The sequence below is a fragment of the Nitrospiria bacterium genome (assembly GCA_036397255.1).
In the GTDB taxonomy this organism is placed as follows: Bacteria; Nitrospirota; Nitrospiria; order DASWJH01; family DASWJH01; genus DASWJH01.
Window position 1 is genome coordinate 1 of the sequence record DASWJH010000053.1, and the last position, 15,203, is coordinate 15,203.

General features: G+C 43.2%; 11 protein-coding genes. 4 read left to right on the top strand and 7 right to left on the bottom strand.

Going from position 1 to position 15,203, the window contains the following annotated elements; translation table 11 throughout:
- Positions 1 to 321: 321 nt before the first annotated feature.
- Positions 322 to 2,040 carry an EAL domain-containing protein gene (locus tag VGB26_06930; GenBank protein ID HEX9757521.1) on the bottom strand — a complete coding sequence of 573 codons (1,719 nt, stop codon included), beginning with the start codon at positions 2,038 to 2,040 and terminating at the stop codon, positions 322 to 324.
- A 337-nt stretch (positions 2,041 to 2,377) separates the two neighbouring features.
- On the bottom strand, positions 2,378 to 2,515 hold the full coding sequence (locus VGB26_06935) for a helix-turn-helix domain-containing protein (GenBank protein ID HEX9757522.1): 138 nt from the start codon (positions 2,513 to 2,515) through the stop codon (positions 2,378 to 2,380).
- A 314-nt stretch (positions 2,516 to 2,829) separates the two neighbouring features.
- Here VGB26_06935 and VGB26_06940 point away from each other — a divergent pair, with 314 nt between their 5' ends.
- The gene (locus VGB26_06940; protein HEX9757523.1) at positions 2,830 to 4,458 is read left to right on the top strand and encodes a hypothetical protein; all 1,629 of its coding nucleotides are present in this window, start codon (positions 2,830 to 2,832) and stop codon (positions 4,456 to 4,458) included.
- Here VGB26_06940 and VGB26_06945 read toward each other — a convergent pair.
- The gene (locus VGB26_06945) at positions 4,455 to 6,683 is read right to left on the bottom strand and encodes a hypothetical protein (GenBank protein HEX9757524.1); all 2,229 of its coding nucleotides are present in this window, start codon (positions 6,681 to 6,683) and stop codon (positions 4,455 to 4,457) included. The genes VGB26_06940 and VGB26_06945 overlap by 4 nt on opposite strands.
- 354 nt (positions 6,684 to 7,037) lie before the next feature.
- On the opposite strand from VGB26_06945, the gene VGB26_06950 reads away from it, so the two are divergent.
- Both VGB26_06950 and VGB26_06955 read left to right on the top strand, forming a co-directional pair.
- Positions 7,038 to 7,583 (top strand): Rieske (2Fe-2S) protein, encoded by a 546-nt coding sequence (locus VGB26_06950; protein ID HEX9757525.1) that lies wholly within the window; start codon positions 7,038 to 7,040, stop codon positions 7,581 to 7,583.
- 5 nt (positions 7,584 to 7,588) lie between these two features.
- A complete protein-coding gene (locus tag VGB26_06955) occupies positions 7,589 to 8,914 on the top strand; it encodes a cytochrome b N-terminal domain-containing protein (GenBank protein ID HEX9757526.1) in 1,326 nt (441 codons plus the stop codon).
- Between the two features lie 455 nt (positions 8,915 to 9,369).
- Here the strand turns inward: VGB26_06955 and VGB26_06960 are convergent, their stop codons facing one another.
- The 3 genes from VGB26_06960 to VGB26_06970 form a co-directional block, all read right to left on the bottom strand.
- Positions 9,370 to 9,840, bottom strand: a complete 471-nt coding sequence (locus VGB26_06960; GenBank protein HEX9757527.1) for a universal stress protein — start codon at positions 9,838 to 9,840, stop codon at positions 9,370 to 9,372.
- A 114-nt stretch (positions 9,841 to 9,954) separates the two neighbouring features.
- Complete coding sequence (locus tag VGB26_06965) at positions 9,955 to 10,983, bottom strand: sodium:calcium antiporter (protein ID HEX9757528.1); 1,029 nt, start codon at positions 10,981 to 10,983, stop codon at positions 9,955 to 9,957.
- An 87-nt stretch (positions 10,984 to 11,070) separates the two neighbouring features.
- The gene (locus VGB26_06970; GenBank protein HEX9757529.1) at positions 11,071 to 11,523 is read right to left on the bottom strand and encodes a universal stress protein; all 453 of its coding nucleotides are present in this window, start codon (positions 11,521 to 11,523) and stop codon (positions 11,071 to 11,073) included.
- A 282-nt stretch (positions 11,524 to 11,805) separates the two neighbouring features.
- Between VGB26_06970 and VGB26_06975 the strand changes: the two genes are divergently transcribed.
- The gene (locus VGB26_06975; protein ID HEX9757530.1) at positions 11,806 to 14,553 is read left to right on the top strand and encodes an HAD-IC family P-type ATPase; all 2,748 of its coding nucleotides are present in this window, start codon (positions 11,806 to 11,808) and stop codon (positions 14,551 to 14,553) included.
- On the opposite strand, the gene VGB26_06980 is transcribed toward VGB26_06975, so the two are convergent.
- Positions 14,550 to 14,945: a response regulator gene (locus VGB26_06980; GenBank protein HEX9757531.1), complete on the bottom strand. Its 396-nt coding sequence runs from the start codon at positions 14,943 to 14,945 to the stop codon at positions 14,550 to 14,552. The genes VGB26_06975 and VGB26_06980 overlap by 4 nt on opposite strands.
- Positions 14,946 to 15,203 lie beyond the last annotated feature (258 nt).

Sequence of the window (15,203 nt, forward strand, 5' to 3'; positions counted from 1 at the left end):
CTCCCCGATAGAGGCATTCGAGGACAGGTTTCGCGGGAATGACGGGAAGGGCCTGGATTTCCGCTTTCCCCTGCCTGCAAGTGCCCGCCGGACAGGCGGGTAATGACAAAATTTACCCACTCACTTCCACGATGAGCCATATTTTTAATGCTCATAAATTTACGTTTTTTCCTTTTCCGCTAACGGAAGGAGACCCTCGTTCGCCCACTCGCGCGGTTTTCCTTCCGAGCCAAATAACATTCTTTCATTTCCCAAACAATATTCATTTTTTAAATGTTTCCCTTCCTTACTATTTTAAAATGGAAAGGGGTATTGGGAATTTTATATGGACTGTATTGGAATTTTTAATTCCTTCCTCTCCGATAATAAAAAGGTGGCTTTTTCCAATGGAAGCGTCGGACTAAATAGATACCCTTGAATTTCATCACACCCCAGTGACCCCAAAATGTGTAATTGTTCCTCGGTTTCAACCCCTTCCGCAATGGCTTTCAAATTCAGGTTGTGGGCCAAAGTGATGGTGGCGCGGACGATGGCTTCATCATCGCGATCTTTGGCCAAATCGTTGACAAAAGACCGGTCGATTTTTAACCGGCTAATCGGAAAACGCTTTAAATAACTGAGGGAGGAATACCCCGTACCAAAATCATCAATGGAGATTTTAATGCCAAGGTCCTTTAGGTGACAAAGGGTCTTCACCGTTTCCTCGGCCTTCTCCATAATACTTTCAGTTAATTCCAGTTCAAGGAATTGGGGTTGCAACCCGGTTTCTTCCAAGACCCGTGCCACCATACGGACTAAGTCCTGTTGATGAAATTGCCTTATTGACAAATTGACCCCCACACGAATAGGGGGATTTCCTGCCCCATGCCATGCTTTGTTCTGGGCACATGCGGTCCGGAGGACCCATTCCCCGATGGGTATTATCAACCCCGTATCTTCGGCAATCGGAATGAAACTGGCTGGAGGAACCATCCCTAAATCAGGATGATTCCAACGAATTAAAGCCTCCATGCAGGTAATCTTCTTTGAATAAAGATCCACTTGGGGTTGGTAATGAAGAAGCAACTGGTTTCGGTTTAATGCATGCCGAAGACTATTTTCCATCACCAACCGTTCAAAAGCTTGAACATTCATGACCGGTGAATAATGAAGGAAATTGTTTCGTCCTTGTTCTTTGGTTCGAAACATAGCCACCTCTGCGCCTTTCAAAAGGGCCTCGGCATCATCACCATCGATCGGATAAAGACTGATTCCGATACTGGCGGTCACAAACAGTTCCCGATCCTCAATCAAGTAGGGTTTTGAAAGCAGATCAATTATTTTTTCCGCCAACCGGGCCACATCCTGAGAACGGGCCACATCCGCCAGAATAATCGTAAATTCATCACTTCCCATCCGGGCCACCGTATCCCCCACACGCAAGCATGAAGTCAAGCGAGCAGAAACAGCTTTCAAAAGAGAATCGCCAATTTTATGTCCCAAGGTATCATTGATCCGCTTGAAGTGATCAAGGTCTAAAAACATGACCGCCACCAAGCGCTTATGCCAGGCCACTCGGGTTATTGCTTGACTGAGTCGATCAACAAATAAAATACGATTGGGAAGGTTGGTCAGACCATCGTAATACACCAATTGAGATAATCGCTTCTCCACCCTTTTTCGCTCGGTGGCATAAAATATGGTTCGGATGAGACTACAGGTATTGAGTTGTTCTTTTAGGATAAAATCCTGGGCCCCAGCCTCAACCGCTTTTGTAGCTAATTCTTCAGATTCCGATGGCACCAGCACAATGAGGGGAACATTGGGGGCTTGGGAATGAACACTCCGAAAGGTTTCAAACCCTTGGGAATCGGGTAAAGCCAGATCAAGTAAAATCACGCTTAAATCATCATCCCTTAGCTGAAGGAGGCCTTTGGAAAGTCGATCCGTACAATGCAGATCAAATAAGGCAACCCCAAACTCATCCGGTACATCTGCCACCAACCGGGGGTTTTGATCTTTATTTTCAATAACCAAGAGCTTTAAGGGACGGTCATTCATGAAATGAAACCCTTGTTTTTCGCAAACAAATCTGTTGAAAAAAGACAATCCAGTCCATCTCATTTATCGGTGGTTTTTATTATAAACTTCAGTGGATTTTACGAAGGTTGCACCACGTGATCAAAAATCGTATTTCAAGTGCACATTCAGGAAAGAAGCAACTTGTTAGAAAAATTGAAATGAGGGAACTCCCCAAAAGAGCAGAATCAATTTATTAAAAAAAATTTCGTTTTTTCCGATAAAGGGGAGAAAAATTCGGAAAAAACTAAGGCACTTTCTCTTTTTTTCCTTTTATTTCCTGGTTTATTCGATGGGAAATCCAATTATCAAGACTATTTTATTCAAACCGCCATTGACCCCCGATCTTAAAAGCGGGAATGGTCCCTTCCTCCACCAACCGGTAAATGGTTTTTACACTAAGAGAAAGATAACCGGCAACTTCCTTCACCGTCATCATTTTTGGGCGGGTTTTCATACGCTGGGTCTGTTCGCTAAAAAAAGTAAAACAGCGGTTTCTATTGGATCAATCCCCTATATAATGATAGAATTTCCTTCTAATCTCAACTGTTACATCCTTTACCAACCGGTCAAGTTTTGGACCAGAATTAGACAGAATGGGCTAAAATTAGGCATTTTGCCTCATCATTACCTTTTGGGTTAAATAAAAATGCTCAAAACCACTGAGCTCCTGGTAAAGGGGAACGTTAATGATACTAAATTCGGGAGCCGCTAATAACCACTCTTAACCCCGAGAACCTTTTAAAAAAAAACCATTAAACAAAAATATAAATGGAAAATTTAAAACCAAAGGATCTTCTGTTATCCCCGGCATTAAAACCCGAACAGGTGCAATCTATTTTGGCCCCTTTCGGTTTTAAGGAAATAAAAAAGGCTGATAACAATCTCCAAATCATCGCCGATGAACCTAGAACCCGATACCTATTGGCAGAAGTCATTGAAGACCTTCTAGATTCCTTTTCAAAATCCGCAGACCCGGACCAGGCCCTAAATTTTTTTGAACGGTTCGTCAGGGCAACCTATAATAAAACCAATTTTTTTTCGTATTTAAAGGCATCCCCTTTTACCCTTTGGCTATTGGCAAAACTCCTATCCAGCAGCCCTTTCCTAACCGAAATTTTAATCCGAAATCCCACCTATCTGTATTGGATCGCAGACCCCAAAACAATGGAAGAGGAAAAATCTAAAACTGCATTGGAAAACGACTTAAATTCTTCTTTAAGGATTTTAAAAACCAGGGAAAAAAAAATAGAAACACTTTGCATTTTTAAGCGGAAGGAGCTTTTACGCATCGGGGTCAGAGACCTTCTCAAAAAAACCTCGGTTCAGAAAACCACCGCGGCTTTATCCATGCTGGCAGAAACCATTCTCCAGAAAATCTATGAAATTTGTGATGAGAAAATGCAAACCCAATTCGGAGAACCCCGTTTTTTAAGAAAAAAACCGAACAAAAGAAAAAGGGGTTTCACCATTCTCGGAATGGGGAAACTGGGTGGCGGGGAATTAAATTTCAGCTCGGATATTGATCTCATCTATATGTATGAATCAGAAGAGGGTTGGACTTCAGGCCAAACTTCAAAGGGCGAAAAATCAAAAATTTCTCACCATGAATATTTCAGAAAACTTTCACAGGAAATCACGTCGATATTGACTGGCGTCACCAATGAGGGCACTCTATACCGGGTTGATTTGAGGCTCCGGCCAGAAGGACGTTCAGGCCCAGTGGCCAATTCACTCAAAGCCTATCTCACCTATTATGAAAACCGTGGAAGCACCTGGGAACGATTGGCCCTTTTAAAAGCTCGGCCCGTTGCAGGAGATTCCATTTTGGGTCTTCAATTTCTAAAAAAGGTATCGCCATTTATATTCCAAAAGTCATTCTCCTTGACTCACCTGCAAGAGGTAAAAACCCTTAAAGATAAAATTGATCATACCATTAAAAAAAGAGGGGAGACGCAAACCAATGTAAAATTGGGGACCGGGGGAATCCGGGAAATTGAATTTATGGTTCAAACGCTTCAAATTTTTTTCGGTTCAAATTTTAAAAAAATTTGCCACCGCAACACCCAAACCTCCCTAAAAAAACTCCTCAGGGAAAAATTCATTTCCAAAGAAACCTATAATGATTTAAACCATGCATACATTTTCTTAAGAAATGCGGAACATCGTTTACAAATGGTTCATGAAAGCCAAACCCATAACCTTCCTCAGGACCTTACTGAATTAAGGATTTGTGCTCTCCGGCTGGATTACCGAGACCAGAAAGGAATTTCCGCATCGGATCAATTCCTCCGCAACTACAAAACCCATACCGAAAGGGTTCATCGGCTGTTTCGTAAGCTATTTGACCCCCCTCATGTTTCCTTAAAAGGCCCTTCCAAAGGAAACCCTCTCCTCTAAACTTTCTCAAATCGGTTTTTGAAAAATTGATGTGCACTTTCCATATGATAATAAATTAGGTCATAGAGTTTTTCCGCTCCCTCTTCCCAATCCCCTTCGGTATATCCCAATCGTCGGGCAAGGAATTTGAATTCGTCCGCTTCCCGGTTGGGCAAAACCAAATCTTGGGCATTTCCCCTGACCATCCGCAGGCTATCAATTAAAGATCTTAGAAAAAGATAGGCTTTTTTCAACTGGTCTTCTTCGGTTTCTGAAATAAGCCCCACCTCGGACAAACCTTTCATCGCTTCTAAAGTTGATGGGGTTCGAATCTCGGGAAAATTTTTTCCGTGGATCACTTGAAGATATTGAACGGAATACTCAATATCAACGACCCCTCCCGGACTGTATTTCATATTTACAGTCCCAGGTTTAACCAATTCCTTCATTTGCCGATACCGCAAATGAAGAGCCTTTGACAAATCCCAGGGTTGACCACTATATACAAAGGAATCCCTGTAGTTTTCAACCTCTTTTCCCAGTTTTTTATCACCAGCCACCCATCTCAATTTGGTTAGGGCTTGACGCTCAAAAGGAGCCGATTCCCCATCGCGGGAATAGTACTTTTTTATCACGTCCAGTGGATTGGCCAGAGACCCGGCCCTTCCATAGGGTCTTAACCTCAAATCCATTCGAAAAATCCCTTCCTGCTTTGCCTCGATAAATTCTAAAAGGCATTGGACCACCTGATCGAAAAAAATTCGATTTTCAACAAAATTTTTCCCATCGGTTTTCCCGGAGGCTTTATAAACGAATAATAGTTCAATATCGGAGGCATATCCCATCTCCTTCCCTCCAAATTTTCCCAAACCAAAAATTGCCAAAGGACAGGGTCCTCCCCCGGGCAACCTTGGAAGGCCATTGATTCGAGTTAACTCTTCCATACACACCTTATGGGTTTTCTCTAAAACCACCTCGGCCAAGTGAGTCAGAGCAATGGAAAAATCCATGAGGTCTTCTGGAGGTTCCAAAAGATGTTTCATATCAATGCGAAACATCTCCTGATCTTTATATTGATTAATAATGGTTTTTCTTTTTTTAGGAGAAAAAACCCGTATTAATTTCTGATCCAATTCCCTCACCATCTCCTTTTTTTCTTTTAATAGAACACCCCTCTGAAATTGTCGAAGAATGGGGAAGAGGGCTTCAAATTGCATCCTCAAAAAATCCTCCCACAAGAATTCACTGGTTCCCAAAAGACGGGCCAACAAATCCATTCCCTCTTTTTTTCCCAGAAAGGCAATGGCTGATTGAGGAGACTTCCATTCCATTACTTTATCCAACATTTGATCAAAAAATTTTAGTGCTTTGGATGGGTCCGGCGCTTGGACTAAAAATTGCGTGAATTGTTTAATCATGGCGGCCGCCACTTTCAGCAAGTCCTGTTCTTTTTTCCCTTCAATTTTTTTCCCCCTAACATCGCAAAGGTAAATCCAATCGTGAGCCTCCCCTCCCTGGATTTCAATCACCACCTTTTGAATATAGAATCCCCTCATGGAAAGCGCATTGGAAAAGGAAAATAAAAAGGCCGGTGTATCCTTTGATTGAATCTCCATTACGGTCCACCGTTTAGAAAGCTGATTGTGAAAATTCACCTGCACCGGGTATAACCTTTCTTCGAATTGCCCTTTATGCTGCGACAAAAATTCAACCACCCGCTGATTGACCCGATTCCGGGCCTTCTGGGTATGTCCTCGACTTAAAAGAAGGATCAAGCCACAAAGTTCCTCCTTAAAATCTTTTTCCTGTTTTTCATTCCACTCCGCGGTCTCCAAGAGACAGACGTGGAAAACATCCACAATCTTTTTCCGGGTGTCAAACCTTTTGACCTTTTTATTCGCTTGATTCTCTGGGACCGAATCCTTTTCCGAAAACGTAAACATATGGCCCGATTGAATGTCACATCCAAAGGAGGCCAACAAACCGCAAATAATGGAAAACTCGGATAAATAATCAAAGGCCACAATGGTAATATCTAATTTTTTATTACCCACTGAAATAATCTTACTTTTTGCAGGATGTTGAGCATTCAGACGGGATGAAAGGTCAACATGGGTTGCAATGTCCTCCGGTGAAAATAGAGAAAAGTAATCGGGGTCCATTCTAGATAAAAAACTGTCCAGAACCGCTGGATCTATCTCTAAACAGTTAGCTTCAATGGATTTTTTGAGTTCTGGGGTTAGCAAATTAATGACCCATCAATTATACTTTTTTAACCCAATCCCGTGATGATAGATGATACAGGAAGGCTCCTTCACCTTATTATTTCCTTTATTACCTTCCGGTAGACGAAACTCACCTTGAGAGACAAAATTAAGGTGATCAACTCCCATAAGAAAAAAGCCAATAAGTTTACCTTGAATTTTACAATCGGAAACGGGTTTTAGAAATCCGAAAAATCCTAACATACCCTTTTTAAGGTTTCAAGGAACCCACCGGGGGAGGAAAGGAAAGGTTTCATCTTTCCTTTAAAAAAAGGTTTATTTATCCCTCTGCTTTGATATACTGATCTTTTTTCCATTTAATTTTCCTATAAAAACATGCCCGCACAAAAAATCACCTCCAGAGACCGTCACCCGATTATTGAATCCCTAACGCGACGTGGTTTTATCGGAAAAATCATTGGTGGCATAGCTACCTTTATTGGACTCGCCTTATTAATCCCTTTTTCAGGGTATACCCTTTTTCCCGCCTTCCAAAGAAAAGCCGGAGAATGGGTTAGCCTTTTCAACCCTAATCAGCTAAAACCAGAATCTCCGGTTAACGTAGACCTGGTAACCACCACTAAGGATGGATGGCGAATATCCACCTCTGTCAAAACCGTTTGGATGGTAAAAAAAAAGAATGGGGATGTGGTGGCTTACTCCCCTCTTTGCACCCACCTCGGATGCGGGTACCGTTGGGAAAATGAAAAAAAAGTATTCTTTTGCCCTTGTCACGCCAGTGTGTTTGATTTTGAGGGAAAGGTCCTTTCCGGTCCCGCCCCACGCCCCCTAGACACCCTCCCAATAAAAATTGAGGACAACCGAATTTGGACGATCTACAAAGAATTTAAAGCAGGAACCTCAAAAAAAATAGAGCTATAAACCTCATGTGGAAATCCATTTACAGATGGTTAGACGAACGGATTAATCTGAAACCCATTCAGGTAAAAATCCTTGAAGAACCCATTCCCGGGGGAGCGAGTTGGATCTTTGTTTTTGGAAGCCTAACGCTCCTTCTTTTTGTGATCCAATTTTTAACTGGAATGTTTTTAGCGATTTATTACAACCCCTCACCGGATCATGCCTACAACAGCATTTTATTTATTGAACAGGAGGTCCTGTTTGGCCCCCTGATCAGGGGCTTGCATCATTGGGGGGCAAGCTTCATGATGATTGCCATTGGTCTTCACATGCTCCAGGTTTTCCTTTATGGCGCCTATAAAAAACCTCGGGAGTTTTTATGGATGGTAGGGGTTGTTTTATTTTTGCTCACTTTGGCTTTTGGGTTTAGCGGGTATTTATTACCCTGGGACCAAAAAGCCTACTGGGCCACCCAGGTCGGAATCAATATGGTGGGAACGCTCCCATGGATTGGTGATTCTCTAATTCGAATTATTCGAGGGGGACAACAACTCGGGGCCCTAACCCTAAACCGTTTTTACGCACTCCACACCTTATTTCTCCCGTGGGCCGTATTCTTTTTAATCGGATTGCACGTCTTTATTCTTCGTCGTGTTGGGCCTGCAGGACCATGGGATTCAGAAAAAGCAAAAAAGAGGAAAGAACCCTTCTACCCAAAACAGGTTTTCATGGATGCGGTAATTTTTCTCTTTACGTTTTGCGTTCTTTTTATTTTGGCATGGAAGGTCAAGGCCCCCTTGGCCGATCCTGCCAACCCATCCGACTTCAATTTTCAACCCCTTCCCGAATGGTACTTTCTATTTTATTATGAACTTTTGAAATACCTTCATGGGCCTTGGGAAATTGTAGGAACCGTGGTGCTTCCACTTCTATTTTTCAGCCTACTTTTCCTTCTCCCTTTCCTTGATCGATCAAAAAAGCGAAATCTTTTATCCCGAAGAGGTGTTTTGCTGAGCGGAGCTTTATTTTTGTTGATTGTATTCGGATTCTTGGGAATCTCATTAAAACAAACATTTTCAATTGAGAGAACGGACCCCAACGTAAAAGAGGGAACAAGACTTTATTCAGAATTGGGCTGTCCAGGCTGCCATCAAATTCACGGAGAAGGGGGAAAGGTGGGACCCGACCTTTCTTATGTTGGGGATCATCGAGACGAAAACTGGTTAAAAGCCCATTTCAAAGACCCCTCATCCCTGGTGCCGGGGTCAATCATGCCTTCTTATCATTTAAAGGAAGAGGAGCTCCAGAAACTCACCGCCTACATGCTAAGCCTTAAGAAAGATAGGTTTTAAAATAGGGTTCACCCAATGTCTTCCCTCTTTTTTTTAATCGTTTTATCCTAAAAACATCCTCCTGCTCTCTCTCCTCAAAATGATTTTTAAATTTGGGAATTAAAAAAAAGGAAAATCCGTTGTTTTAAGGCGTTGATGCGTCCTGTGATTTTTTTAATTTCCCCACCCATTCTTCCATTTTTATTTCAATAGAGACCCCCTCAAGAATTTGTTCAAGGATTTCCCAAACCCGCGAACCGTCATTGACCCTGTTTCGACGCCCCAAGGATCAATTTCTCTACCCTCGCTTCTACCTCTTGTATCCTCTTAAAATATCGGAAGGGTCTGGGTCCTTTTCACTCATTTTTGATCCCTTTTAAGGGGTCGAGTAATATATTCCCATGGGAATATTTCAAACAAAGGAAAAACATGAAATAAAATCCTTTTTTAAAACCAAGATCGGGGCTCGGTTCATATTACCTTTTAGGTTTTCTTCCTTTTCCCTCAGACTTTTTTTTCCTTTTTATCGTTAATACAGGACAGGAGGACATTCGAACCACCCGTTCTGCCACACTTCCCAATACCAGATGCTGAATTCCCGTTCGACCGTGAGAACCTATAACAATCAAATTCACCCTTTTGGTTTCAGAATATTTTACAATCTCCAAAGCGGGATTTCCCTTCAGGACCATGGATTCGACCACGATTCCTTTTCGTTTTAACTGCTTTTTCTTATTTTCCAGCATCTGTTCAGAAATCTCCTTCAAAGTGGTGTAATGATCCATGACTTGAATGGTATCCGAGACACTATAGGTAAACTGTTCAATGACATGAAAGAGAAGGATTTTGGCTTGAAATGTTATTGCCAACAACTCTGCATATGAAATGGCTTCATCAGAATATTCAGTGAAATCCACCGGAACCAAAATTTTCTTAAATTTAGCCATGCCTTTTCTCCTTTAAGTAAAAAACGACTCTTTTTAAAAATGGGTTTTTTAAAAAATTCAATGAAAGAATTTTTCTAAGGGAAGAACCTTTCCTCATTAAGGCTCTTTATTAATTCATGAAATCCCCATGTTACTGAAATAAAATAAGATAAGCGCGTTAAAGATATAGAGGATCATTAACGCAAACCCTTCCCAACTCAAAAACCCCAATTCCTTCTTCGGGGCACGAAATAATACCCCCACAATACAAACACCCGTCATCATGAGCGCAGAAAAAACTGAAATCAAATGGGTGAAGGAAACATGAGAAAGAAGTGGACCCTTGAGATAGGCAAAATCATCGAGGCTTAAAACCGCCATATTAAAAAGGTTACTCCCCAAAAGGTTTGCCACCGCCAAATCTGGAGCTCCAAGCCTCAATGCCGAAAAAGAAGTTACAATCTCAGGAAGAGAGGTTGAAGCAGCCACCAAAAGGGTCCCTACAAAGGTATCTCCCCACCCAGTCACCTCAGAAATACGATTACCTATGTAGGGAAGCCACATTCCCGCAGCAATGATCACACCTGCATTCAAAAAAACCTTGGGGTAAATCAGTAAATTCACTCCAATTTCTTGGTCAAGGCTTTTTGGGTTCAATACCTTCGAAGGGTTTAACCCCTTCATCCGGTTTTTCTCATGCGAGAAAATTTTTCTTACCGCAACCACCCAGAGAATAAAAATAAGGGGGGAATATAGACCCATCCAGCCCATTTCACTAGAAATGTTTTGGCTTCCTAAAAATAACCCAGTTCCCCCGGTTCCAATCAACAATACCCCAAACCCACCGAGAAGAATATGTCCTTGATCTACATGTGAAAGAATGGGGCCGGGCCGGTAAAACCAGTCCATCAAACCAATTAGCATCAGGTTAAACACACAGCTCCCTAAAACATCGCCCACCGCAATTTCAGGAACATCTGCCACGGTGACGGCACTTAATCCAGTTGCCAATTCAGGAAGAGAAGTAACGGTCCCCAATAGGATAAGCCCAATCCATGTTCGACCCATCCCTGTTGTTTCGGAAAGAATATTTCCATATCGGGATAAAAGACTCCCGGAAATGAGTATCAGTGTTGTACAAACGACAAATTCCAGCCAGATCAATTGGAAAAAGCCTCTATTCCAGAGAATTTCAACAGAACCGGAAAAGGGTTAGTTCAAACGGGCACAAGCACTAAGGAAATTTCTTTTTTACCCCGATGGTCGGACGGTTAGAACAGGACACGGGGAATCTCGAACCACTTTTTCTGCAACGCTTCCCAATAGCATATGATTTACCCCAGTGCGCCCATGGGTCCCTAATACTAAAAGATCGGCAGGAATTTCTTCCGCTGTTTTAATAATTTCAAAGGGGGTTTTCCCTTCTCGAAAAAGCGTAAAAACACGGATTCCCTTCTTTTCCAATCTTTTACCCAATTGTTCCAAACGGTCCTTTTCCTGCCCTTTTAAGGTTTGAACGTACCGATGAAGATCGGCTTGGACCCCAGCTGAAACTCCAGCATGGCTGTAAAAAGGAATTTCAAAAACGTGTAAAAGATAAAATTTGGCTTGAAACCCTTGTACCAGGTCAACGGCATAATTTTCAGCCCTTTTTGAATATCTGGAAAAATCCGTCGGGAATAAGATCCGTCTCGGTTTACGCATATTCTTCACAATTCAACTTCCGTCAAAGGGTAAGGGTTTGCTTCATAAAATATTATTTCGAAGAGGTTTTGTATTGACTTATTTCCTGTTAATCTATATAAGCTTGAATCCCTTGTCAACGCCCAAGCAAAAATTCAATGGACTGTTTTTATTTTTAATTGACAGGAATTGCACAGATCGCTATCGTGGAAGAAAAACAAAAAAAAAGAAACCTTTCTTCTATAGAATACGTTTCTCACAAATGTATTCTTTTCGTTGTTAACAAACACGCTATCAATAGATATGAACCTGGATCAAACCAATGGAGTTGGTTGTTTAAAAGACCCCCATACCCTATCGATTGAAGAGGTTCGCAAAAGGCTCGGGGTTCCCCCACGCGGTTTAAGTGTCGCAAAGGCAAGGTCTCGCCTTGGCCAATTTGGGCCCAACGTGCTTCCTCAGCCTAAGGCCCCTGGTATCCTCTTAATTTTTTTCCGCCAATTTCTTAGCCCCCTGATTTATATTCTTCTTGCAGCGGCGGGTGTGTCTTTATTCCTAAAGGAATTTTCCGATTCCCTTTTCATTTTTTTGGTGCTTTTGGTTAACGCGATCATCGGGGCCGTCCAAGAATACAGGGCCCAACGCAGTGCCGAAGCACTTAGAAACCTAGTAGCCACCTATGCACGCGTGGAGCGGGAAGGAGAAGCCTATGAAATCGAAGCCAAGGAAATTGTCCCTGGAGACTTGGTCCTATTAGAATCAGGAAATAAAATTCCAGCCGATCTTCGCTTAATATCTACACAGGGTTTAGAAATTAATGAATCTTTGTTGACCGGAGAATCAAAACCCAACCTCAAAAAAAATCATATCGAACTTTCTCCAGAAACTCTGTTAGCCGACCGGTCCAACATGGCCTTCGCCGGAACGATGGTCACCCGGGGACGGGGCCGAGGATTCGCCACCGCGACAGGGGCTTCTACCGAATTAGGGAAGATTGCTCAAGCCGCTTTGGGTGAAACAAGCGCAAAACCCCCATTGCTTTTGCGAATGGAGAAATTTACCGGCTGGATCGGTTTAACCGTTGTGGTCCTAGTGCTCATCATTGCAGCAGTGGCCTCCACCCAAGGAAGTTCTCTAGGGGAGATTTTTTTCCTTGCAGTTGCCCTCGCGGTATCCGCCATTCCAGAGGGACTTCCCGTTGCCCTCACGGTCGCCCTGGCCATAGGGGCCTCACGTATGGCCAAACGAAATGTTATTGTGCGACGGTTGGTGGCCGTTGAGGCTTTGGGATCCTGTACGTTTATTGCGGCTGACAAAACAGGAACTTTAACCATTAATGAACTTACCGCAAAAAAGCTTGTCTTTCCATATCAAGAACCTTTTGAAGTTACTGGTGAGGGTATGGATCCAGAGGGATCCATCCTCCTTCCCATAGGGTGCCCACCTCAAGTAGAGACAATGGTAACACATCTTTGCCTCGCCGTAGCCCTCTGTAATGAGGGGTTTCTTGGCCGACAGGACTCGGGATGGGTTCACCATGGCGATCCTGTGGATATTGCCTTACTGGTCCTCGCCCATAAAGCCAAAATTACCCAAGTGGATGTCACAGAAAAATTTCCTCAACGTGCTTCCATTCCCTTTGAATCAGAGCGTTTATTTGCCGCAAGTCTCAACCAAACGGGAGGAAAAACCCAAGCATCGGTCAAAGGGGCTTTTGAACGGGTACTGCCTATGTGCACCCAGATGATAACTCCTGAAGGGCCGAAAACCATAGACACCCACCAAATAGAAGACCAAGCAATGGCATTAGCGCGAGAAGGTTACCGTGTTATTGCCGTAGCAACAGGGGACCTTTCATTAAAATCCGATGAGGTATTCTCAGAGGAACATCTCAACCATTTGATGTTAATCGGGCTGGTGGGGATGATTGATCCCCCTCGCGCTGAGGCGAAGGGCGCTTTGGCGACTTGCCGCAGGGCTGGAATTGAGGTCTCAATGATCACGGGAGACCATCCTATCACTGCAATGGCGGTTGCTCGGCAGGTTGGCCTCTCCGATCAAGACAACCAAGTTCGAAGCGGTCCAGAAATCAAACAGGCCAACGAGAAAGGAAAAGAGGCTTTAGACCGCTTAATTGATAAAGGCCGTGTTTTTGCCCGGGTGGAACCCCAGCAAAAATTAGAAATTGTTCAGGGTCTCACCCGTCTGGGTCATTTTGTTGCGATGACCGGGGATGGTGCCAATGACGCTCCTGCCCTCCGGGCAGCCCATGTGGGGGTTTCCATGGGAAAAAAAGGAACCGACGTCGCCCGTGAGGTCTCGGATATGATTATCACCGATGATAACTTCACTTCCATCGTCGCGGGAGTGGAGGAAGGAAGGGTGGCGTACAGCAATGTCCGAAAAGTCATTTTCCTTTTGATTTCAACAGGGGCCGCTGAAATTGTTCTATTCTTTCTTGCCTTGGCAACGGGTTTGCCCCTCCCTCTCTTGGCGGTTCAGCTTCTTTGGTTGAATCTCGTGACTAACGGCATTCAGGACGTTGCATTGGCTTTTGAACCCGCTGAAGGGGGCGAAATGAATCGGCCCCCACGGTCACCGAAAGAACCCGTATTTAATCGTTTAATGATTGAACGGACCCTCCTTTCCGCACTGGTCATGGGGGGACTCGCCTTTGGTGTATTTCAATCATTTTTAAAAGCGGGTTGGGATATTGTAGAAGCGAGAAATGTGACTTTATTACTGATGGTTTTATTTGAGAATGTCCATGTATTTAACAGTCGATCTGAAACACGGTCGGCATTTCGCCACAACCCTTTCCGGAACCCCCTTCTTCTCTTTGGTACAGTTGTTGCCCAATTGGTGCACATCGGGGCCATGTATACACCAGGGCTCAAATATGTGTTAGATCTTCAACCTATTCCCTTTGGACTTTGGCTGGGACTTTTGGGAATTGCCCTCCTTCTCCTTTTGGTTATGGAGGGTCATAAAATCTTTTGGGGTTGGAGATTATCCAAAAAGTTAGATGGAACGAAACCTATGCGGCCTTAACATAATCTTTTCTCCAAGGCTTTTTTTACCGTCTCTTTTAATTCCTGCATTTTAAAAGGTTTGGTCATATACCGAAAGGATCCCCTTTCCATCGCTTCTACGGAAGTTTGCCAATCCCCAAAAGCGGTAATAACAATCACTGGAACATCAGGTGAAGCCTCTTTTACCACCGGAAGGAGTTCCAGCCCTCCCATCTTAGGCATTTTCATATCGGTGATGACCAAATCAAAAGTTCCATGGGCCACCATGAGGGCCGCTTCTGCCCCGTCCTTGGCCTGGATTATTTCATAACCCTCCTCTGAAAGCTCATCCGTCAAAAGAGAACGCATTTCAGAATCATCCTCTACAACTAATATCCGCATCGGGACTTTATGGTTGGTTCCTGAACCCATGAAAAATACACTCCCCTTCAGAGGGATTTAAGAAAATCCATAAAATGAACAAAGGCTTAAATGACCCAAAACCCTTCGGTTATCTAGATCAGCAAAATTCAAGCCCAAAAATCCAAGCCCAATAACAAAAATAATAAACAATAAAATTCAATAAGTTATATAAAATATTGGGACCCTATTGGTATTCATGTTTAACGCCAGAATGAGGCATTTTGCTACGCTTTATTTCCCGTTTTTGGGTCAAAAAGCCTATTGGCT

Coding starts and splice junctions, on each gene's coding strand:
- VGB26_06935 (HEX9757522.1), bottom strand. CDS start 2,515: ATGAAAACCCGCCCAAAAATGATGACGGTGAAGGAAGTTGCCGGTTAT.
- VGB26_06940 (HEX9757523.1), top strand. CDS start 2,830: ATGGAAAATTTAAAACCAAAGGATCTTCTGTTATCCCCGGCATTAAAA.
- VGB26_06950 (HEX9757525.1), top strand. CDS start 7,038: ATGCCCGCACAAAAAATCACCTCCAGAGACCGTCACCCGATTATTGAA.
- VGB26_06980 (HEX9757531.1), bottom strand. CDS start 14,945: ATGGGTTCAGGAACCAACCATAAAGTCCCGATGCGGATATTAGTTGTA.
- VGB26_06970 (HEX9757529.1), bottom strand. CDS start 11,523: ATGCGTAAACCGAGACGGATCTTATTCCCGACGGATTTTTCCAGATAT.
- VGB26_06960 (HEX9757527.1), bottom strand. CDS start 9,840: ATGGCTAAATTTAAGAAAATTTTGGTTCCGGTGGATTTCACTGAATAT.
- VGB26_06955 (HEX9757526.1), top strand. CDS start 7,589: ATGTGGAAATCCATTTACAGATGGTTAGACGAACGGATTAATCTGAAA.
- VGB26_06930 (HEX9757521.1), bottom strand. CDS start 2,040: ATGAATGACCGTCCCTTAAAGCTCTTGGTTATTGAAAATAAAGATCAA.
- VGB26_06975 (HEX9757530.1), top strand. CDS start 11,806: ATGAACCTGGATCAAACCAATGGAGTTGGTTGTTTAAAAGACCCCCAT.